The 20,849-nt window shown below is 48.7% G+C and carries 15 protein-coding genes and 1 pseudogene; 8 read left to right on the top strand and 8 right to left on the bottom strand.

Features of this window, described 5'->3' with window-relative positions:
• The 5 genes and pseudogenes from C7B65_RS16640 to C7B65_RS16615 all read left to right on the top strand — a co-directional run.
• A pseudogene (locus C7B65_RS16640) lies at positions 1-611 on the top strand (hypothetical protein); the annotation flags it as partial.
• Positions 612-1,438: 827 nt separating this feature from the next.
• Positions 1,439-2,509, top strand: a complete 1,071-nt coding sequence (locus tag C7B65_RS16630) for a potassium channel family protein (protein WP_073073435.1) — start codon at positions 1,439-1,441, stop codon at positions 2,507-2,509.
• A gap of 400 nt (positions 2,510-2,909) precedes the next feature.
• The gene (locus C7B65_RS16625; protein ID WP_073073434.1) at positions 2,910-3,719 is read left to right on the top strand and encodes a DUF4114 domain-containing protein; all 810 of its coding nucleotides are present in this window, start codon (positions 2,910-2,912) and stop codon (positions 3,717-3,719) included.
• A gap of 194 nt (positions 3,720-3,913) precedes the next feature.
• Positions 3,914-4,852, top strand: coding sequence for an alpha/beta fold hydrolase (locus tag C7B65_RS16620; RefSeq protein WP_073073432.1), 939 nt, complete (start codon positions 3,914-3,916; stop codon positions 4,850-4,852).
• Between the two features lie 12 nt (positions 4,853-4,864).
• On the top strand, positions 4,865-5,179 hold the full coding sequence (locus tag C7B65_RS16615; RefSeq protein WP_223257417.1) for a Precorrin-3B methylase: 315 nt from the start codon (positions 4,865-4,867) through the stop codon (positions 5,177-5,179).
• A gap of 89 nt (positions 5,180-5,268) precedes the next feature.
• Here the strand turns inward: C7B65_RS16615 and gyrB are convergent, their stop codons facing one another.
• Positions 5,269-7,209 carry a DNA topoisomerase (ATP-hydrolyzing) subunit B gene (gene gyrB, locus C7B65_RS16610; RefSeq protein WP_073073428.1) on the bottom strand — a complete coding sequence of 647 codons (1,941 nt, stop codon included), beginning with the start codon at positions 7,207-7,209 and terminating at the stop codon, positions 5,269-5,271.
• A gap of 127 nt (positions 7,210-7,336) precedes the next feature.
• Between gyrB and miaA the strand changes: the two genes are divergently transcribed.
• Both miaA and crtO read left to right on the top strand, forming a co-directional pair.
• Positions 7,337-8,323 carry a tRNA (adenosine(37)-N6)-dimethylallyltransferase MiaA gene (gene miaA, locus C7B65_RS16605; RefSeq protein ID WP_083583030.1) on the top strand — a complete coding sequence of 329 codons (987 nt, stop codon included), beginning with the start codon at positions 7,337-7,339 and terminating at the stop codon, positions 8,321-8,323.
• On the top strand, positions 8,310-10,004 hold the full coding sequence (gene crtO, locus C7B65_RS16600; RefSeq protein ID WP_073073427.1) for a beta-carotene ketolase CrtO: 1,695 nt from the start codon (positions 8,310-8,312) through the stop codon (positions 10,002-10,004). The genes miaA and crtO overlap by 14 nt, the downstream gene beginning before the upstream one ends.
• Here crtO and C7B65_RS16595 read toward each other — a convergent pair.
• From C7B65_RS16595 to C7B65_RS16585, 4 genes are all read right to left on the bottom strand, one after another.
• Positions 9,984-11,243 carry a glycoside hydrolase family 76 protein gene (locus C7B65_RS16595; RefSeq protein WP_223257416.1) on the bottom strand — a complete coding sequence of 420 codons (1,260 nt, stop codon included), beginning with the start codon at positions 11,241-11,243 and terminating at the stop codon, positions 9,984-9,986. The genes crtO and C7B65_RS16595 overlap by 21 nt on opposite strands.
• 172 nt (positions 11,244-11,415) lie before the next feature.
• Complete coding sequence (locus C7B65_RS16590; protein ID WP_083583028.1) at positions 11,416-11,991, bottom strand: L,D-transpeptidase; 576 nt, start codon at positions 11,989-11,991, stop codon at positions 11,416-11,418.
• The gene (locus tag C7B65_RS27440) at positions 11,972-12,202 is read right to left on the bottom strand and encodes a hypothetical protein (RefSeq protein WP_143162070.1); all 231 of its coding nucleotides are present in this window, start codon (positions 12,200-12,202) and stop codon (positions 11,972-11,974) included. Before C7B65_RS27440 ends, C7B65_RS16590 begins: the two co-directional genes overlap by 20 nt.
• A 157-nt stretch (positions 12,203-12,359) precedes the next feature.
• Positions 12,360-13,049, bottom strand: coding sequence for a hypothetical protein (locus C7B65_RS16585; protein WP_073073424.1), 690 nt, complete (start codon positions 13,047-13,049; stop codon positions 12,360-12,362).
• A gap of 812 nt (positions 13,050-13,861) precedes the next feature.
• On the opposite strand from C7B65_RS16585, the gene C7B65_RS16580 reads away from it, so the two are divergent.
• Positions 13,862-18,031, top strand: coding sequence for a non-ribosomal peptide synthetase (locus C7B65_RS16580; protein WP_219898613.1), 4,170 nt, complete (start codon positions 13,862-13,864; stop codon positions 18,029-18,031).
• A gap of 83 nt (positions 18,032-18,114) precedes the next feature.
• On the opposite strand, the gene C7B65_RS16575 is transcribed toward C7B65_RS16580, so the two are convergent.
• The 3 genes from C7B65_RS16575 to C7B65_RS16565 form a co-directional block, all read right to left on the bottom strand.
• Positions 18,115-18,603 carry an ureidoglycolate lyase gene (locus tag C7B65_RS16575; protein ID WP_073073422.1) on the bottom strand — a complete coding sequence of 163 codons (489 nt, stop codon included), beginning with the start codon at positions 18,601-18,603 and terminating at the stop codon, positions 18,115-18,117.
• 88 nt (positions 18,604-18,691) lie between these two features.
• Complete coding sequence (tsaB, locus tag C7B65_RS16570) at positions 18,692-19,315, bottom strand: tRNA (adenosine(37)-N6)-threonylcarbamoyltransferase complex dimerization subunit type 1 TsaB (RefSeq protein WP_106254070.1); 624 nt, start codon at positions 19,313-19,315, stop codon at positions 18,692-18,694.
• A 77-nt stretch (positions 19,316-19,392) separates the two neighbouring features.
• The gene (locus tag C7B65_RS16565) at positions 19,393-20,817 is read right to left on the bottom strand and encodes a RodZ domain-containing protein (RefSeq protein WP_073073419.1); all 1,425 of its coding nucleotides are present in this window, start codon (positions 20,815-20,817) and stop codon (positions 19,393-19,395) included.
• Positions 20,818-20,849: the final 32 nt, after the last annotated feature.

The following is a 20,849-nucleotide window of genomic DNA, read 5'->3' as shown; positions in this document are numbered from 1 at the left end:
GCGGGGGATGGAATCCCGGAGTCAATCGGGTGAGTACTCACTGGAGCGTTTTATATTTAATTGCGCCTAGCTACTTACAGTTGATGGAAATGCTGGCAGTCGTTGAGCAAGAAAGCTTTGCAACTTATGCCAAAGTGCTTGATGACCATCTGTATATGCCTTTACAACGGGCTTACCGAGCAGCAGCAAGGCATTCCAAAGACTCCTTAGTCTTGCAAGCTGTACAACAACTCATGTCAAAGGTTGATGAAATTGCGGTACGAATTGTCAATCAAGTAATTCGGCTATACCCTTCATACACTTGTTACTCAGGGCTTTTGAGTGATTGCCATGTCCGCACCTCCAGCATTCGAGACGTTGAAATGTTTCAGGTTTATATGTGGGTGTGTCTGCTTGAAGGAAATCTAGCCGCGCTTGAGGAGGAGTTGTTTCCGCTCTGTGTCATGATCTATCCGTGCTTGAATGTGAGCTGGGAGTTAGCCAGACAGATGGTTGCAGGCTTGCGTAAAGAAACCAGAAATTGCCTGTCACCAGAGCAAGCAAGATACTGTGAACCCTACTATGAGAGTCTCACTCAAATGTTTTCGCTAGAAGTATTTCCAAACGCTTGAGTGCAATAATTTGGATGTACTTCATCTGTTCAGGAATTGCTATATCACTGTAAAAGGTGTGATGGTAACGAGGATTGTCTCGCTGCTCGATCGAGGCATAAAAGGCATCGAGATCGACGTGAACGGTCTTTCTCGTGAGGGCCCCAACTCCTTCATTAGTGCTTTGAGTATCGTTGAGTATCACAGCCAAACATGACTGCAAAGCGCCCACAAATAAGTCATGACGCTAACGAAAACGCGTCTCAAATTAATCCTGAAACGTTGACTTAGCGCGGTACTGACTAATACATTTTTGAAGTTGTTAACTGTTAAACGTTGTTCAAGAGGCAGTTATGGTATCCACCTTTAGGAAGATGTTCCCCAGAGTTAACTGCGGCATTATATATCCAGATTGAGAAGCTCATCGTCTAACACAAAGGCAGTCCAAACCGGGTAGGGGCTGCTTTTTATTGAAGATTTTTGGTTAGGAAACAAAAAATAGAAAGCGCGTAGTGATTTGACTGAAGACGATTTCGATCGCATGGCGAGTAGAGTCGAGAGCCTGAAGGAGCATAGATTTTAGAGATTTTATCGCCCTGACCTCCACAGAGATCGAGTCCGCCTTTCGTCTACCTGATGAAGTGTGAGAACGCCTCAAAACTGGGAATCCATCGGTGCGTCTTAAGCTGAGAGGCGGACGATGAGTTTTTAGATCGCTTGCTACTGCAAAACAGACAAAACTCGCCTAAACAGTTTATGAATGAAGTGATGGCTTTTTAGTTGTCTAAATGCACTGATGCTTTTGCAACTACGTCATCGTTATTCGCTGTTTACTAAGGCGATCGCACATGCAGGGATCACTGAAACGCATCCTCACGGGAGCGCTCTTTTTTATCGCTACGATGATCACGGCTGTAGCAGGTTATATGCTAGCGGGTTGGTCACTGATGGATGCCGTTTATATGGTTGTGATCACAACTTTTGGCGTAGGCTACGGCGAAGTCCATCCGATTACAAGCACAACTCTGAGGGTCTTCACGATCTGTGTGATTGTTGCAGGAACTTCCTCAGCCGTTTATATCGTGGGCGGTTTCTTTCAGATGATTACAGAAGGAGAAATTAATAAAGTACTAGGAGCAAGGCGAATGACACGCAGCATCGAAACGTTAGAACAACATGTAATCATTTGTGGCTTTGGTCGAATGGGTCAAATTTTGGCACGGAAGATGCTGGATGCTAATATTCCCTGCGTGATCATTGATAACAATGCTGAACGGATTGCAATGGCTGAATCGTCAGGTTATTTAATTCGGATAGGCAATGCAACAGATGAAGCAATATTACATACGGCTGGTATCGATCGGGCTAAAGTTTTGGCTACAGTTCTGCCCGATGATGCTGCAAACGTTTTTATCACATTAACCGCTCGTGAGCTTAATCCTAAATTAATGATTCTTGCCCGTGGCGAGTTGCCTTCTACTGAAAAAAAACTTCGGTTAGCAGGAGCCAATCAAGTGGTGCTGCCTGCTGCGATTAGCGCCTTGAGAATGTCTCACATGATTACTCATCCTGCCACTATGGAGTTTCTGAGCAATGATGATGGTCGCAGTCGTCTAAACGAACTGCTATCACAAGTTGATATTCAAGTCGATGAACTCGCGATCGTGCACAACTCTCCAATGGTGGGGGCCACGATCGAAGATATTGAAGTGCGCGGCAAAGGAACTTTTATTATTGTGGCGCTACGCAAAAGTGATGGCACCACGATTACCCATCCCAGTCAGGCGTTAGTTCTGAGTGAAGGGGATGCTGTGATAGTCATGGGGCATCGTGGAGATATTCCTCAGTTTGTTCGCAAACACGTCATTCGCCGACCTGGGCGGTATGCGAGTTCTCGGCTATTTCGCATCGATCGATAGTTAGAGTCTTTGTGACCTGCGGCGATCGCAACTTCTCTCTAGTTTGTAAGACATTGACACCGAGCCTTCTGTAAACTACTTATTTTTTCAACGTAGGATTCAGTAAGCAATATCAAAACTTATCAAACTCTAACTAAAAGAATGCGTAGTTTCTGTAGTAAGTTGTTCTTCTCTACGTATAAATACTGGAAAGCCCATAGAAAAGCTGAATATTTAGTATTAAAAACTTAATGAGAAATGCGTATAACTTCCAGAAGACAGGGGTTCTGGTGAAGAGTCGGCTAAGAATCATCAAAGCTAGTGACGATGGCATACAAACCCTGCTAGAAGTAGTAGAAGTTACACAGCACCTCAGTATGCAAGCAAGTTGAGAGTTAGCTGCACGTTATCTACAAATTTTATGAACCCAAAACTCGCAACTAGTCTATTTATCACGGCAGCCGCTATCACCGGAGCCTTCTCTCAAATCGCCCCAGCCACCGCTTTGTCATCGTCTAGCTCTGTTTGGGATAAGCCCCAACCCACCATTTATGGCAAAAGTCAAACTGGCTTTAACGATGCACCCTACCAGAAGTTTGTGCAAAAAGAAGGCGTTGCCATTCCTAACAGTGGGCAGTTTCAACTCGACTCTAGCAAGCTAGGGCTGAAATATGATTACAACGTGTCTGCTTTCTTCATCAATGAAGGTGCAGGCTACAGAAATCAGTTAGCGTTCACGTCAGCCGGGAAAACCAAGACCGAGGGGCTGCTGTTCAAAGACATCTCTTGCGCGGGTGCTGGCTGCATGGGTGCTTGGGGCGGTAACGCGCTCAAACTGGGTGACGGCGTAAAAGTCGGTGAGATTAAAGGAGGTTCTCAACTCGATTTCTTCTTACGCGCCGATGGTCTAAATCGCAAAGCAAAGGCAAGCGTTTTTGGCACTCAGACGATCCAAAACGCGGATGGGCTTCAGCACTTAGTCGCTTATGGCTTTGACAAAAAGTATCTGTTGCTGGGCTTTGAAGACCTTTATGGTGCTAAGGGCGCAACGGGCGGCAAGAACGAGAATTCCGATCGTGACTTTAACGATGCGGTTTTCTTGGTTGACATCGGCGAAAAGAACTTGACTGCCCTGGTTAAGCCTGTTCCTGAACCCTCGGTCACGCTGTCGCTCGTCGGGTTGGGTGCTGCGGGTCTGCTCTTACGCCGTCGTCAAAGCAAGGCTCAATAACGGTTCAGATCATTCACTTCTCACAGTTAGTCGTGTGTTTGTAGTCCGCAGCAGGTTGTTGCGGACTATTTTTCGTTATTTAGATCTTCTCCACTCACCTTGTTAGAGCCGTTCTCATTTGTACCCTTTGAAGAACCGCGTATCGCACGGTGTAAGCTAATGATCTGAGAGATTTGAGGACTGAGGGAACCGGAATGAGCAATAATTCTGCCGCGACAACTACGATTTCTTCAGCGATCGGCATTGGCGGCAGCGTCCGAGAACATCACTGGACTTGGAAAGATCAGCCCATCACGGGTGTCTATGAAGTCTTAGGAGAGGGAAAGCCTATTTTGCTGCTTCCGGCTCTCAGCAGCGTGTCTAGCCGCACCGAAATGCGAGGCCTGGCAGAATTGCTGTCTCAAAAATATCAAGTGATCGCGATCGACTGGGTGGGGTTTGGCGAGTCTTCGCGCCCTCATGTTGCTTACACGCCTGCCCTCTATGAAGCCTTTTTGCGAAGCTTTGTTCAGAAGGTCTTTTCTGAACCAGTGGTGGTCGTTGCAGCAGGGCACTCAGCCGGATATGTGATGGAGTTGGCAAGCCGGGCGAGAGGAAGCACGTCGGCTCCTTGGCGGTGGGTGGTGTTGGTTTCTCCGACTTGGCGCGGCCCTTTACCCACCGCGATGGGAGAACATCGCCGCCTCTACAAAGTCTTACAAACGCTGATTAACTTGCCTTTAGTGGGGCAGGCTCTCTATTTTCTGAACACGACTCGTGGGTTTTTAAAATTCATGCTTAGTCGCCATGTGTTTGCTGAGTCTGAACACATTACACAAGATTTGATTCAGCAAAAGTGGCAGACCACCCAACGGCGAGGCGCTAGATTTGCTTCGGCGGCTTTCGTGACGGGCGCTCTAGACGCAGTGAAAAAACGGCAAGATTGGTTTAACTGGTTTCAGCCGTTGCCCGTGCCAGTGATGATGGTGATTGGGGAGCAGATGCCGCCCAAATCTCGTGCAGAGGTGGAAGTGTTAGCCCATTTTTCAGGGGTTCAGGTTCACCGAATGCCGGGTTCTTTAGGGTTGCACGAAGAGTATCCCGAACAGTTGGCTGAAGGAATGTTGCCGTTTCTAGAGAAATATTGGTCTTAGTTTAGAAAGACTGTGCGCCTGACAAGCTACGATCGAACGGCTAGACAACAGAACTTGAGTATGGCAAAACAGGAAAATCCGCTCACTGGAGAAGCGCTAATTAAGGAAGTCTGTCGGCGGATTCGGGTTGCCCGCAGCTATTGGGATGCTCACAATAACGCTGCCTGTCGGGGAGAGCGAGAACGCGCGTTAGCCCTCTACGACACGCTGACGAAAGAACAAAAAGAGCAGATTCCGCAAGTGTTGCGGGTGTGGCTACGCTATCGCAGTGAAAAGTATTTCGGCACACATCGATCGCCGCCCAAGTCAAAACGAAAATCAGAGTAGCGACTACCAGAGTAGGAGAGTGTGCCAAATAAAAAGCAGCTATTTTTAGAAGATAGCCGCTTTTAGTCTAATTTCATTGCGAATCAGAATTAGATATCCAGGTCTGCCAGATTCATCTTAGAGCCGTAAGTTTCGATAAATTCGCGGCGTGGGGCAACTCGATCGCCCATCAGCACCGTGAACACGCGATCGGCTTCAGCCGCATCCTCAATCTCAACACGCTTGAAGGTGCGCGTCTCAGGGTTCATGGTGGTGTCCCAGAGTTGCTGAGGCATCATTTCACCTAGACCTTTAAAGCGCTGAATCGTGTAGTTTGCATTGGCAGGGAACTCGGCAATTCGGGCATTGCGTTCGCGCTCTGTGTAGCAGTAGTAGTGGTTGCGTCCGCGCTCAATTTTATAAAGCGGCGGACAGGCGATATAAATATAGCCTTGGTCAACCATCAAGCGCTGATAGCGATAGAAGAAGGTCAGCAGCAGCGTCCGAATGTGTGCCCCGTCTACGTCTGCGTCAGTCATGATCACGATGCGGTGATAGCGCAGTTGAGACGAGTCAAATTCTTCGCCCTTGATGCCTAGCCCCAACGCCGTAATCAGGGCTTGAATCTCGGTGTTTTTGTAGATTTTAGAGTCGTCAGTTTTCTCAATGTTGAGAATTTTTCCGCGCAAAGGCAAGATTGCTTGGAAACGCCGATCGCGTCCCTGCTTTGCAGATCCGCCTGCCGAATCGCCTTCTACAATAAAAATCTCAGATTCGCTGGGGTCGCGAGAAGCACAGTCTGAGAGCTTTCCGGGCAGAGTAGAAGATTCTAGAACCGACTTACGGCGAACGAGTTCTCGTGCGCGTCTGGCAGCTTCAGCAGCGTTAAACGCCTGAATTGCCTTTTCGAGAATCGCATCCGACACGGCAGGACGGAACTGGAGATACTCCGTCAACACTTCGCCGACTAGAGAATCGACGATGCCGCGAACTTCGGTGTTGCCCAACTTGGTCTTGGTTTGTCCTTCAAATTCTGGGTCAGGGACTTTGACCGAAATCACACCCGTCAAACCTTCGCGGATGTTTTCACCCGCTAGATTAGGCTCACCTTCCTTGATCTTGTTGCGCTTACGAGCGATCGCGTTTAGCGTTCTCGTCAAAACGGCTTTTAGACCTTCTAAGTGGGTGCCACCGTCGATCGTACGAATATTGTTAGCGAAACCAAGAATATTGTCGGTGTAGGCATCGACGCACCATTGCAGTGAGACTTCGACATGAACGTTGTTGCGCTCACCCTGCACGTAGATCACTTCCTCGTGCAGAGGCTGCTTATCGCGGTTCATGTAGCTGATATATTCGCGAATGCCGCCTTCATAGAAGTAGGTTTCGACGTGGGGCTGTCCGTCTTCTAAAGAAGCGGGGCGACTGTCGGTGAAGGTGATTTTTACGCCCCCATTTAAGTAGGCGAGTTCGCGGAGCCGTCCGGCGATCGTGGCATAGTCAAACTCAATGCCGACGACGAAAATTGTCGAGTCGGGCAGGAATGAGACAGACGTGCCAGTGCGCTCTGGTTCAGGACTGGGTTTTATCTTCAGTTCGCCGATCGCAATGCCGCGCTCAAAGCGTTGAGTATGGACTTTTTTCTCACGCCAAACCGTGACTTCTACCCATTCAGAAAGGGCGTTGACGACCGAGATCCCGACTCCGTGCAAACCGCCGGAGACTTTATATCCACCGCCGCCAAACTTGCCGCCCGCGTGAAGGATGGTCATCACCGTTTCGAGAGCAGACTTCCCGGTTCGAGGGTGAATGTCGGTCGGAATGCCGCGCCCGTCGTCTGTGACTGACACTGAGCCATCTTCGTTGAGGGCGACTTGAATGTTTTTGCAATAGCCCGCCAGCGCTTCGTCAACCGAGTTGTCTACAACCTCGTAAACTAGGTGGTGAAGTCCTCGCGGACCTGTAGTGCCAATATACATTCCCGGTCGCTTACGAACAGGCTCAAGACCTTCGAGGACTTGAATCTGATCAGCACCGTAATTTGTCGTCATAGTTGAAGCGCTCCAATGGGCGGTCTGAAACTCTCTAATGGATTCAGAGGATAGAATCTATATAAATTCTAACACAAAAGGCTTATAAGCGATTTTGAGCCACTATCAAGCGAAGTTTATTAGAGGGATGGATCAGCCTATTTTGCCCCAAGAACCAAATTTTGAGCCAATCTTTTTATCTAATAATACACCCGTACCATTCCTCATTGTAGTTTGTGGAGCGACTGCAACGGGAAAATCTAGCTTGGCGATTTCTTTAGCGCTGTGGTTAAATGCAAGTATTCTCAGCGCCGATTCGCGGCAAGTGTATCGAGAGTTTAACATCGGAACTGCAAAACCAACCCTTTCAGAGCAGAAACTAGTTCCGCACGCGCTGATTGATATTTGTGAGCCGATCGAAACCTTAACCCTAGCCCAATATCAAGGGTTAGCGCAGGCACTGATCCAAACGCCGGGTCCTAAACTTTTGGTGGGCGGCACGGGACTCCATATAAAGTCGATCGTGCGCGGCTTAAAAATTCCTAAAGTTGCGCCGCAGATGGGGCTGCGATCGCAGCTTCAAACCCTTGGACAGCCCCAACTCTACGCCTTCTTGCAACAAGTCGATCCACCGTCTGCACACCGCATTCACGCCCATGATCAGGTGCGGACGCTAAGAGCGCTGGAGGTTTATTACGTCACGGGTCGCCCGATCACCGAGCAGCAGGGAGAATATCCACCCAGTTATCCGATTCTTCAGATCGGGTTAGATTGTGAAAGTGTTGAGGTGGGCGATCGCCGCATTGAGCAACGCACCCGACAAATGCTAGAAGTGGGATTTGCAACAGAAGTGAAAACGCTGTGTGAAAAATACGGCGAAATACCCCTATTAGAGACATTGGGATATGCCGAAATGAAGCAGTATCTTAACGGCGACATTTCTCTATTAGAAGCAGAAAAACTGATCGTGCTACACACTCGTCAATTTGCCAAACGTCAGCGCACCTGGTTCCGGGCAGATTCTAGTATTGAGTGGTTTGATGCCGATCGCCCTGATCTTTTAGAACAAGTGTGGAATCGAGTTCGCGATTTTCTGGATAACAACAAAGTGGAGCAAATTAATGCAATCTTATGATGTGATCATGATTGGTGCAGGTCACAACGGTCTGGTCTGTGCAGCCTATCTGCTGAAAGCGGGTTACAGCGTGTTGCTGTTAGAAAAGCGCCCAGTTCCCGGTGGAGCCGCAACTACTGAAGAAGCCATGCCCGATCGTGCGCCAGGTTTCAAATTTAATCTCTGTGCGATCGACCATGAATTTATTCATCTAGGTCCAGTAGTCGAAGAGTTAGAACTGACTAAATACGGGCTGGAATATCTGTTTTGCGATCCGGTCGTTTTTTGTCCGCACCCTGACGGGAAGTATTTTTTGGCGCACCGATCGGTTGAGAAAACCTGTGCGGAGATTGCGAGATATAGCGATCGTGATGCCAAAAAATATGCAGAGTTTACCGATATGTGGGGGCGGACAATTAACGCCATGACTCCCATGTTTAACGCACCGCCCAAGTCGGTTATCGATATTTTGGGCAATTATGACCTCAAAAAACTCAAAGATTTCTTCTCGATCGTCGGTTCTTCTAACAAAGCGCTAGATTTTGTTCGCACGATGCTGACGAGTGCAGAAGATATTCTCAATGAGTGGTTTGACACCGAAATTGTCAAAGCTCCACTCGCGAGATTAGCGGCTGAATTAAGTGCGCCGCCGTCACAGAAAAATTTGGCGATCGGCGTGATGATGATGTCAATGCGCCACCATCCCGGCATGGCGCGACCCAAAGGCGGAACGGGTGCGCTGGTTGAGGCGTTGGTCAAACGGGTGAAAAGTTTGGGCGGCGAAATTCTCACCGATCAGCAAGTCAAGCAGGTTTTAGTCGATGATGGTCGAGCCGTGGGAGTGCGACTTGACAACGGAACTGAATATCGAGCGACGCGAGGCGTGATTTCTAACATCGACGCAAAACGATTGTTTTTGCATCTGGTAGACGAAAACGATGTTAATCAAGCCGATTCAGAGTTGCGCGATCGCTTAGATCGTCGCATCGTCAACAACAATGAGACAATTCTCAAAATCGATCTAGCAATGTCAGAACCGTTGAAATTTGAGCAATATCAGCATCAAGATGAATTTCTAATCGGCTCGATTTTGATTGCAGATTCTGTTAAACACGTTGAAATTGCTCACACCGATCCGGCGATCGGCAGAATTCCCGATGCCGATCCATCGATGTATATTGTGCAGCCGACAATGCTCGACCCGACAATGGCACCCGAAGGCAAACACACGCTTTGGATCGAATTTTTTGCCCCCTACCAAATCGAAGGCGCAGCAGGAACCGGACTCAACGGCACAGGCTGGACCGATGAAATCAAGAATCGAGTTGCCGATCGCGTGATCGATAAACTTGCAGACTATGCGCCAAATGTGAAAAAAGCGACGATCGCGCGGCGGGTCGAAAGTCCGGCAGAGTTGAGCGATCGCTTAGGCGCACTCAAAGGCAATTATTATCACATTGATATGACGCTTGATCAGATGATTTTTTTCCGTCCGTTGCCAGAGTTAGCAAACTATAAAACTCCGATCGAGGGTCTATTTTTAACGGGCGCAGGCACTCACCCCGGCGGCTCAATTTCAGGAATGCCGGGACGCAACTGTGCGCGAGTGTTTTTGCACCACCAAGCCCCGATCGCCCAAACTTTGAGAGACATTGGAGAGTCAGTTAAATCTGCTGCAAGCTCAATCTTTTGGAAAGGGTGAGGGCAAATTTAGCGCATTCGTACCCGACCAGGGTAGCTCTGCTAGCGATGGTTGCAAAGTTAATAATCCGTCTTCAAACACGTTGCTAAGAACTAGATTGTAGTGATCAAATTCATTCAGGTTCACGTTGAAAGCTTGCCATTGCTGGTTTCGATCTGCGGTTAAGCGATCGGGTTCGCTCGAATTATCTGCTAAGTCTTGACGCTGCTCGTTATCAGCATTATTAGCATTATCAGCACGACGTTGATTGGTTAACAAAAATGCTGCATTCAACGTGTCGAGTGCAGCACTTTGCCGCGCTGCATCTGCGATGTCAAACTCTTCTGCCCAGCTAAACCCAAACTGGTTGAGATGGTTGCGGCTTTGCCACCAGATCGATCGAGCGTTCTCAGTAATAAACTTCTTATATTTTGGTTTAGGAGAAGTCTGATAGAGATAAGCCAAGTTCTTCATAAAGATGCCCTTAAACTGCGGAGCATCCTCACCGCAGTTTGCTGGATCACATGGCTCTTGCAAGACTCCGTTGGGCGCTAAATGAGTGATTGCCGCCTCAGCGATCGCGTGTGCCTGAGTCAACAATTCTTTGTCGTTCGTGCTTTTATAAAGATCGACTAAACCGCCTAAAATCACGCCTTGATTATAAGTCCAGGTGGTTTGTCCGTTATTTTTACAAGCGTTGTTGATTCCGTCATTCACGAGATTTTTCTGATTGATCATCTTGGTTTTCTTAAACCATTTCCATTCTTGCTTTGCCCAATCTAAATAACTTCCTGCTCCTTTGTCTCCTGGCGTTCTTAGATGCAATCGGGCTGCAACTGTTAAAAATAACTCGTTTGTGATCGCATTTTTATATTCTCGTTTCTTATGCCACCAAACGCCACCGCCACAGGTCGAATCCCAACCCTGCTTCATGTCATTAAAAATTGTCTTCGCCATGTTTAAATAGCGTGTTTCACCTGTCAGATCATAAGCTTTGATCCAAGTGAGTGCCCACCAGCCCTGATCATCATAAAACCAGGGATTGAGAAATCGACTGTTTTTGTTTTTCTCAAACGTGTTAAAGATATTGCCCCGATAAGTTATCGTTTTAGTAGCCGCAGAGTAATCGATCGTTGTTTCTAATGCGTTTGCAGAATTCCACCAGTTGGTTGAATTCCATAATCCGGTCGAGAGGTTATAGAAGAGCTGTAGTGCCGCCATGCCTGCTGCCATGCCGTGGCCACTTCCGGGTAAAACCATGTCTGTTTCCTTATCCAACTTTGCAATTGAGGAGCGTTCTAAATGTTCAGACCAGAGCCAGGCATAGTGATTTGCCTGCTCAAACTGATCCGGTTTTCTAAAGAACGATCGTGCCCTTGCATAGGGTACAGCCTGGTTATTCTCTTTCGGTAAATCCTAATAAACTTCTTGGTTAAGGCACCACGCGCACAGAGGTGCCAAGGCTCACTTGTTGAAAGAGCGCTTCAATATCTCGGTTATACATCCGAATGCAGCCGTGCGATGCCGCTTGACCCACAGAGTTAGCCTCTGGCGTACCGTGAAAGCCGATCCAGTTATTGCCATCTGTCCAAAATCCAATCCAGTAGGCACCCAACGGATTTTTAGGATCACCACTGGCGATCGGCTTTCCGGTGAATGGATTGATCCAGGTCGGGTTTTGCTGCATATCCATCACCTTAAACTCGCCCGTCGGTGTTTCCCAACCTGCACGACCCACCGCGATCGGATAACTCTTAATCTGAGTTTTACCTGAATAGAGAGTGACGCGACGATTGCTAAGGCTGATCACCAAACGCGGGGTTAAATCTGGAGCAACTTGAGGTGAAGCTAGAGGAGTCGGAGTTGTTGAAATAGCGGGAGGTTGTGGAACCTGAGAAACGCGATCGGGGTGAACTTTAGATCTCAGAATCAGTGACGTTTGCAGCGCCAACGCTAACCCTGCTGCAACAAAAAATAGATACGAAGGTTTAGAGAAATATTTTTTCATAACCGCGATCGCTGCTTTGTTCAGCAGCTAAGTAGCTAAGTAGAATTAAATATAAGATGCTTTGACCCAACCTCACCCAACATCGGAGGGACTTTGAATCTTGCCGCGTCCGCGTGTGAGCGCTACGGATCGCACCTCGATCGCGTATGCCCAATATCTTATGCCATATTGCTTCGGTGCAGCCCACCCGGAAGTGAATTTCCTGGCTCATAGCGAAAGTGCTCTGAAGAGCACTAAATCAGAGAAACCAGAGTTTTAGTCCATTTCAATGGACTTCCGCTATTAGCCCAGAACTTGAGTTCCGGGTGAGCTTTCGGAGCAACGAGCACGACTGAGTTTACAATCTCTCGATCGCCAAACACTCTACCCTACCAGAGCGCTCTTACGCCGCCAGTCGTTCCGTTGGTCGTCCCGCCTGTGCCCGTGTTTGGAATCGTGGTATCAGTCGTGCCCGTTCCCCCAGTCGTGCCCGTGCTATCAGTCGTGCCCGTTCCCGGACTCAATACTCCACCTGTGCCCGGAGTCGTGGTGTCAGTCGTCCCGGTTCCGCCCGTAGAGCCATCTGTGCCCGTGCCAAAATTACCAGTACCTGCACCCGGAGTCGTGGTGTTAGTCGTCCCGCCTGCACCCGTGCCCGGACTGAATGTGCCTGCACCCGGAGTCGTGGTATTAGTCGTTCCGGTTCCGCCCATCGTCCCGCCTGCACCCGTGCCCGGACTGAATACTCCATCCGCGCCTGGAGTTGTGGTGTTAGTCGTTCCCGTTCCCCCATTCGAGCCGCCCATCCCAGGGCTAGACATTCCGCCTGTGCTAGGAGTTCCCGTTCCCCCAACTCCACTACCCGGAGTCATTGAACCACTTGAGCCAGTGCCACCATTAGAAGCTCCACCTGTGCTACCTCCTGAAGATTGAGATAAGAGTGGTTGAGGTTGCGTAGTTTGTGACGACTGAGAACGGATCAAAGCTAGGGAGGGCAGACCCAACAAGGCGCTGGTGCCCAAAACTCCGGCAATGCCAGCAAGGATCTTGACTGTCTTTTGACTATTTTTTGAAGTCATAAATCGTTCCTAAATTGATGTGCTTTGTAAGTTAGGTCAAATCGCAATCACTAAGCGTTTGCACAAGTTTAACCCAACAAAAGACCTGGCTGAACAGGGTTTAGTCAGCCTAAATCAATATACTTTCGCGAATATTCCGACTAACCCTAACCTTCCAACCCCCATGCCTCCTCTGTCGAAAGTAAGGGATCGATCGTAAAAACAATCCTGGAACAACAAAAAAGACCTAATCCCCTTCGGCAAAGAGGTTAGGTCGATGGTTAGCGATTAGAAGTAACCCGATCGAGAAACAGTTTTTGCAAGCTCTCGTTAATCTAAAAAACTTATGTCCAGTGATGACTCTATTTCTACTTGAATGTCAGATACGATCGCAAGGCTAAGTCAGTAAATTTACAGATAATTCACGTAGCTTTCATAAAAGTAAACCATCCTAACTCTGGGGAAACTATACCGATCTAAGAGCGATCGCTGGTAGTTCAGTAGTTAAGATCAGGCAAAGGTTACTTAAGTCAAGTAAACCTTGTTACTAACACTTCTCTACAACGGTGAAGATTGAGTGAAATCCTCTGTATAGAAGTTTGATTATGATCATCAATTAACAATAATTGATACCAACACGAGTTAGTAAATTCTACTGAGTTTTTGATGTTCAAAACGAATTGACAACCCCCCTAATATTCCGCAGTAGCGATTAAAAAAAACCTTTAAGCCATCAGATGTTTTAGCGCTTAACTGCCCTTAAATTTTCACTCAGCAAATGTTCGGATATTCATTGCTGCTTTGTTTACCTGGATTTAACGAGGTCGTCACCTGTGAGCGCAAGTAAAAAAGTTTTATCAAATCCCCTTAAGTCAGACGAAACGAGCCATCAGCTAACAGCTTACCCAACGATTAGAAGAGAACCGATCGCAGCCGCACAAGCCGCACAAGGTGCGCCAATGTTTGAAGAAAAGGTCGAAGAGACTTATCCACTGTCTTCGATGCAGCAAGGAATACTGTTTCACAGCTTATATCAGCCTCGATCGGGAATTGACATTGAGCAGATGGTGTGTGGGTTGCCAGAAGCGATCAACGCGCAAAAGTTTCTCAAAGCCTGGAATTGCACAGTAGAACGTCATCCCATTCTGAGAACCCGCTTTGCATGGGACAGCACCCACGAGCCGACTCAGGTCGTGCATGAGTGGGTCAGACTTCCACTTAAACAACAAGATTGGCGGAGTGACACTCCAAATGAGCAACGCGATCGTCTAGCTGCTTACTTAAAGCACGATCGTCAACAAGGGTTTGACCTGACTCAATCTCTCAATCACGAGCCTCTAATGCGGTTTGCGTTGTTTAGATTAGCAGACGCTGACTATCAGTTTATCTGGACGTTCCATCACATCTTGCTAGACGGGCGATCGTTCCCATTGGTGCTGCAAGAAGTGTTTGCATTTTATGAGGCGTTTTGCAAAGGTGACAGCTTATCTTTAGAGAGTCCGCGCCCCTATCGCGACTACATCGAGTGGACGCAACAGCAAGATTTCTCAGCCTCTCAAAGCTTTTGGCAACAACTGCTGAAGGGCTTTCAGAACCCAACTCCGCTTTTATCTGCCCAAGCGTCAAATCAACTGCAATCCGAAGTCGGACACGACGAAGCCAAGATTCGGCTGTCTGGCGAGTTGACGACTGGGTTAAAGTCATTTGCTGATCAATCTCAGGTGACGCTTAACACGATCGTGCAAGGTGCCTGGGCGCTGCTGTTGAGCCGATATAGGGGTGAGCCAGATGTGGTGTTTGGCGCAACGAGAGCCTGCCGAAAATCGACGGTTGCGGGTGCCGAATCGATGGTAGGACTGTTGATCAACACACTGCCCGTTCGAGTCAAGATTGACCCTGACACTTCTCTAGTGCCGTGGTTGAAAGAATTGCGATCGCAACACCTTGCCATCCGCCCTCACGAACACACGCCCCTCGTTCAGGTGCAAACTTGGAGCGAAATCTCGCCAGGGGTGTCTTTGTTTGAAAGCATCGTGATGTTTGAAAGCTATGACCTCAACGATCGGCTTCAGCAGCAGGGTGGAAACTGGCAAAATCGAGAGATTCGGCTTCTAGAGCAGCCATCTTTTCCCCTCGTGCTGATTGCTTGTTTGGGATCAGAGTTAACGCTCAAGATTTCCTACGATCGGACTCGATTTGATCAAGCCGCCGTTCAGCGAATGCTCGGTCATCTTCAAACAATGCTAGAAGGCATGGTTGCCCACCCTTCTCAACGGCTGGCTGAGTTGCCATTGCTCACCATCGCCGAACGCCATCAGCTTCTATCAGAATGGAACGACACCGCCGCCGCCTATGCTCAAGATCGCTGTCTGCATGAACTGTTTGAAGCCAAAGCCAAACAGACTCCTGACGCGATCGCCGTTGTCTATGGAACGCACACTCTCACTTATAGAGAACTAAACCAGCAAGCCAATCAATTAGCGCACCACCTCAAGCAGTTAGGCATCGGGGCGGGCGATTTTGTGGGTGTTTATCTGAACCGAGGCTTAGAGATGATTCCGGCGCTGCTAGGAATTCTCAAGGCGGGCGGTGCATACATTCCTCTAGAGCCAACATTTCCTAACGCGAGAGTGCAGTGGATTTTAGAGTCGCTGTCAGTTCGCTGCGTGGTCTCGCAACCCATTCACCGATCGACCTTTGAAGAACTTCAGCCACAGCTTCCTGATCTAGCGCATTTGATTTGTCTAGACGCGACCGCCGAGACTCCATCCGTTGCACTGTCCACTCCTCTAGAAGTTTGGGAGCCGTCTGCTCTGCGTCAGTTGCCGACTCATAATCTGCCCAGACAAAGCAGTCCCGATGATACGGCTTACGTCATTTTCACATCTGGCTCAACCGGAACGCCCAAAGGAGTCGTTGTCCGACACAAGCCAGTGATTAACTTGATCGAGTGGGTCAATCGCACGTTTCAGGTTAACGCTTGCGATCGAGTTTTGTTCATCACATCCCTATGCTTTGACTTGTCGGTTTATGACGTGTTTGGGTTGCTGGCAGCAGGTGGCTCGATTCGAGTCGTCTCTAGCGAAGAGGTGCGAGATCCGCAAGCAATGCTGACCATCTTGCAAAACGAACCCATTACGTTTTGGGATTCTGCCCCACCCGCTTTGCAGCAATTAGCGCCATTTTTCTCCACGATCGCACCTCAGAAAAGCGCCCTGCGATTGGTCTTTATGAGCGGAGATTGGGTTCCAGTCACGCTTCCCGATGCCCTTAAAGAGACTTTTCCAGGGGTTGAAGTCGTCTCGCTAGGCGGCGCGACCGAGGCAACGGTTTGGTCAAATTTCTATCGCATTGGTGACGTTAACCCCAATTGGGCAAGCATTCCTTACGGCAAACCCATTCAGAATGCTCAATATTACGTTTTGGATGCTGGCTTTAACCCCTGCCCGATCGGAGTCACTGGCGAACTTTATATCGGCGGCGATTGTCTAGCATCGGGCTACACCGACCCCGATAAAACCGCAGAACGATTTATTGCGAATCCTTTGAGTTCATCATCTCGTCTTTATCGCACTGGAGATCTAGCGCGGTTTTTTCCTGATGGCAATATTGAGTTTCTCGGTCGGATTGACCATCAAGTTAAGATTCGGGGCTTTCGCATTGAGTTAGGTGAAATTGAAGCTGTGCTGTCTCAGCATCCTGCCATCACAGACTCGGTGGTCATGGCACGAGAAGATCAGCCTGGAGACAAACGGCTCGTTGCCTATGTTGTGAGTGCAGATGGGCACCCACCGACTATTAACGATCTTCGCAACTTTCTGCGAGAAAAACTTCCCGAATATATGGTGCCATCGGCGATCGTGTTCCTCGATCTAATTCCGTTGACTCAAAACGGCAAGGTCGATCGCCGCGCCCTTCCAGTCCCAGAAGCCACTCGAACCGATGCAAAAGCATTTGTGGCTCCTCAGACTGCGATTCAAAGTCAGCTTGCAGAACTTTGGCAACGGATATTAGGAATCACCGCGATCGGCATCACCGATAACTTTTTTGAGTTGGGTGGTCATTCAATACTCGCAGTCAACCTAGTGAATCAGATTGAGAAAACCTTCGGGCAACGGTTGCCAGTTGCGGCGATCTTTCAATCGCCTACCATCGAGCAGCAGGCAATCTTGCTTCAGCAGCCAGAAAAGGTGATATCGGGTTCGGCGATCGCACCGATTCAACCCAATGGCTCTAAGCGGCCCCTATTCGCAATCCACGTTTTAGGAAGAGGACTGAGTTTCTGTCGCCCCCTAGCAAGGCACTTAGGGTTAGACCAACCTGTTTATGGGCTGGCTGCCCAAGTGAGCGATCAGCCCGATGCTCCGCCAAATGAGGTTAAAGCCCTGGTCACTCACTACATTCAGCAGATGCAGACCGTGCAGCCCCAGGGCCCTTATCATCTAATGGGCATATCGTTTGGAGGGACGATCGCGTTTGAGATGGCCCAACAGCTTCAAGCGCAAGGACAAGAAGTCGCGTTGCTGGCACTGTTAGATACGCTTGCGCCTTTAACAGTGGTTAGGAAATTGCCGTTACAGTCGCGCCTCATTGCCTATTCTCAGCAGCTTTTGCAGATGACTCTGACCCAAGTTTCAGAGAAGCTTAAAAAGGAATGGTTAGAACGGACTCTCAAATACCCAGCATTGGCAGAAGTCTATCAGTGGGGTTATCGCGCCCGCAATCGTCCCTTCCCAGAGGCGTTAGAAGATATTCTCTACGCGCATAAGAACTCAGGCGCAAACGATGTCTACGCTCCCCAAGTCTATCCGGGTCGAATCGTTTTTCTGCGGGCACAAGATCAGCAAGTCAGCATTAAGTTTGGCGCTGACCCGCGATCGGGCTGGGCTGAGTTTGCGGCTGGAGGAGTCGAGGTTCATGAAATTCCGGGCGATCACGTCGGAATGTTGGAGGAACCGAATGTCAGAGTAGTGGCAGAAGCGTTTCAGCTATACCTCGATTGATACCCATTTGATTTGTGAATGTGACAAATCCGCATGAGGACACGGTTCCTCACACAAGTTTGAGTATTAATCTAATCACGATTCTAAATAATCTCATACTCTACATGGTAGGTTTCTAGCAAATCGCAGGTTTCGTGGTCACTGATATTCGTGTCGCTGAGTTCCAGATTATAGAACTCTAAAGCACTGGCATCAAAATGAGGCCCGGCATGCCAGGTGCCCACGTTTAGCTTAATGAAGCAATTGCCAGGAATGCGAAAGGCTTTGAGGCTTTCTAGCTCAGGATGATCATTGACCCCTATGGCAACTGCCATCAGCCAATCTTTGCCGTTGAGCGATCCCAAACATTGAGTGCACAGCTTGTGGCGAGTAATATGGTGAAACTTACGACCCCGATCGGGCAATCGCATAATATAAAACCGAGGAATGCCGTTTTGAATCTGTAGTTGGGCATCGCGATCGTCAAAGGGTTTGCCATCTTCTGAAGCGCTAATCACCTGACCATAGGGTTGAAAGCTTTCGGGCGTAATCAGCGTTGCCTGAAGCCGTTGAAGGGAGTAGGTATCCATCATAAGAACCCGTCTCTAGAAAGACGCTGCCACAGCACATCCTTTGTAGCATTCTTAGCGCTTCACAGGTTTGAGAGGATAGTGTTTGTGGTCAGTGCTGAACGGGGTGCTGACCATAAAACGGAAGCACCTCTGACCAGTTGGGGCGATCGCCTTGTTGCCAGTGTTGGTGGGCGAGTTTAAGCACCGTGGTGACACGCCCACCTTGGTCAGCTTCTGCCTCAATTAATTGATAGGGCACGCTTAAGGCTGAAAGCATCTGCTGCCAAACTGAGCCAGTGAGTACGAGATCTGGAACCAGGGCCGTCAGCCCTGCTGAAGAAGTTTGATAGATTGCGGCGTATAGCTCTCCGCGCTGGGCTGGCATCTGCACGGCGATCGTGCCTTCAGTCTCGGCATGAGTGTAGGCGATCGCGGCTAAACTTGACACTCCAAATAGGGGAATCTGTAATTGCTGTGCCAAAGTTCTCGCAGTGACTACGCCGATGCGCGTTCCGGTAAAACCACCAGGCCCGGTTGCGACAGCGACAAATGCTAGATCTACCCAGGTCTGCGGAGCCAAAAAATCGGACAAATGCTGATGTAGGTGAGTTGAGAGATCGCGTCCTAATTGCCAAACCTGTTGGCGTGAGTCGCCTGTAAAGTTGCTAATTGCCAACCCTAGATCAGGGCTGCTAGTGTGAAGAGCGATCGCGTAGCGTGATTGAGTTAGCAATGCGGGTTTCAAAACGAACGATTTGCCATTTATTGTCGCATTGGGAATGCTATTGGCGAATGGTTAAAAACGCATTCTCAATTTGAAAAAATGACTTCTTTAATTTCACCAAATTTCCCAAACACTTGATCAGGCGTTTGATTAAATGAAACCACCAGTGCTCCCGCGTTTCCTGCCTGTAAGATAATTTGCTGATCAGCAGTCCAGGTTTGGCGAATTCCTTCAGGCAAAACGCCCTCAAACTCAAGCTTTCCATCTACTGTGATTGAAACCCAGGCGCGATCGGTCATTAAGATCGAAACCGTGACGGGTAAGTGAGGAGCCACGATCGTGGCGCTTTGAGACGCGGGTTTTGCAAAATCGTGAGAATAATGGCGGGGTGAAGAAACGGCGCGAAGGACGCTCATTAAAAATATGGGAAGGCTCAACACAATCAGCGCCGCTGGAAATGACCAATTGCTAATTCTCAAATGCTGGCGTGAGGCGAATCGAGCCGCTCCACTTTTTGCAGCAGTCGCTAAGGGTTTTGCTGGCTCAATATCCAACGCGATCAGTGGGTTGACTAAAGTTTCAGCAATGGTTTGCCAGGGTGTCGTCGGCTCAACTGAACGGGACACCTCAAGTTGTGGAGCAGACGATAAATCAGCGATCGCTGACTCTGCCGATCGATAGCGTCGATTAGTCGCACTTTCTAATAGTTTGTCTAAAACTTTCCCTAAGCGATCGCTGACAGAATGAGTGAGATAATCACGCCAGATCCACTGTCCTTCGGTGCCATCAAATAGATCAAAGGGCGACATTTGCGTGAGTAGATGAATGCAAGTTACGCCCAAGCTGTAGAGATCGCTCGAAAACACCGCCTTGCCTCTAATTTGCTCTGGTGCGGTATATTCTGCGCTGCCAATCATCGTTCCGGTTTTCAGCAAAGCCGTTCCGGTAGCAAATTTTGCAGCCCCCAAATCGACTAAAACGAGAGTGCGATCGACCCTACGGCGAATAATATTGGCAGGTTTAATATCCCGATGAATCACATGATGGTGATGAATAAACTGCAAGACTGGCAGCAAATCTTGTAAGAGTTGACGAATTTGATTTTCAGTAAACGCCCCCATCTTTAATTCTTGTTCTAAAGTCTGTCCATCAATCCATTCTTGAACCAAATATTGATGGTGATCTTGTTCTAAATAAGCCAGCAGGGTCGGAATTTGGGGGTGATGTCCTAGCTGCTCTAAGCGCTGTGCCTCGCGCTGGAATAGCTGAGAAGCGGTTTTGAGCAGATTTGCATCCTGCTGCTGCGGAAAAAACTGTTTAATCACACAGCGAGGCTTTAAAAGCTCTGCCTCGTTGACTGCTAGAAACGTTCTGCCAAACCCGCCTTGCCCGATCGGGTTAATCGCCCGGTAGCGGTTTTGCAGTTGCACGATCAAGCCGCAGTGCTGACAGACTTCAGCCTCGCTGCGATTTTGTGGTTCGGCACAAGTGGGGTTTAAGCAATAGCTCATGGCAGCAGGTTGACACGACTGCGTTTATCTTA

Origin of the sequence: Phormidesmis priestleyi ULC007, from assembly GCF_003003695.1 — a bacterium.
Lineage (GTDB): Bacteria > Cyanobacteriota > Cyanobacteriia > Leptolyngbyales > Leptolyngbyaceae > Phormidesmis_A > Phormidesmis_A priestleyi_A.
This window is presented reverse-complemented; position numbering and strand designations above follow the sequence as displayed.

Excerpts from the sequence above, each read along its gene's own strand:
- crtO (WP_073073427.1), top strand. The coding sequence starts at position 8,310 with ATGCAATCTTATGATGTGATCATGATTGGTGCAGGTCACAACGGTCTG.
- C7B65_RS16625 (WP_073073434.1), top strand. The coding sequence starts at position 2,910 with ATGAACCCAAAACTCGCAACTAGTCTATTTATCACGGCAGCCGCTATC.
- C7B65_RS27440 (WP_143162070.1), bottom strand. The coding sequence starts at position 12,202 with ATGAGCCAGGAAATTCACTTCCGGGTGGGCTGCACCGAAGCAATATGG.
- C7B65_RS16590 (WP_083583028.1), bottom strand. The coding sequence starts at position 11,991 with ATGAAAAAATATTTCTCTAAACCTTCGTATCTATTTTTTGTTGCAGCA.
- gyrB (WP_073073428.1), bottom strand. The coding sequence starts at position 7,209 with ATGACGACAAATTACGGTGCTGATCAGATTCAAGTCCTCGAAGGTCTT.
- C7B65_RS16595 (WP_223257416.1), bottom strand. The coding sequence starts at position 11,243 with ATGGTTTTACCCGGAAGTGGCCACGGCATGGCAGCAGGCATGGCGGCA.
- C7B65_RS16585 (WP_073073424.1), bottom strand. The coding sequence starts at position 13,049 with ATGACTTCAAAAAATAGTCAAAAGACAGTCAAGATCCTTGCTGGCATT.
- C7B65_RS16565 (WP_073073419.1), bottom strand. The coding sequence starts at position 20,817 with ATGAGCTATTGCTTAAACCCCACTTGTGCCGAACCACAAAATCGCAGC.
- C7B65_RS16620 (WP_073073432.1), top strand. The coding sequence starts at position 3,914 with ATGAGCAATAATTCTGCCGCGACAACTACGATTTCTTCAGCGATCGGC.
- C7B65_RS16575 (WP_073073422.1), bottom strand. The coding sequence starts at position 18,603 with ATGATGGATACCTACTCCCTTCAACGGCTTCAGGCAACGCTGATTACG.
- C7B65_RS16630 (WP_073073435.1), top strand. The coding sequence starts at position 1,439 with ATGCAGGGATCACTGAAACGCATCCTCACGGGAGCGCTCTTTTTTATC.
- miaA (WP_083583030.1), top strand. The coding sequence starts at position 7,337 with ATGGATCAGCCTATTTTGCCCCAAGAACCAAATTTTGAGCCAATCTTT.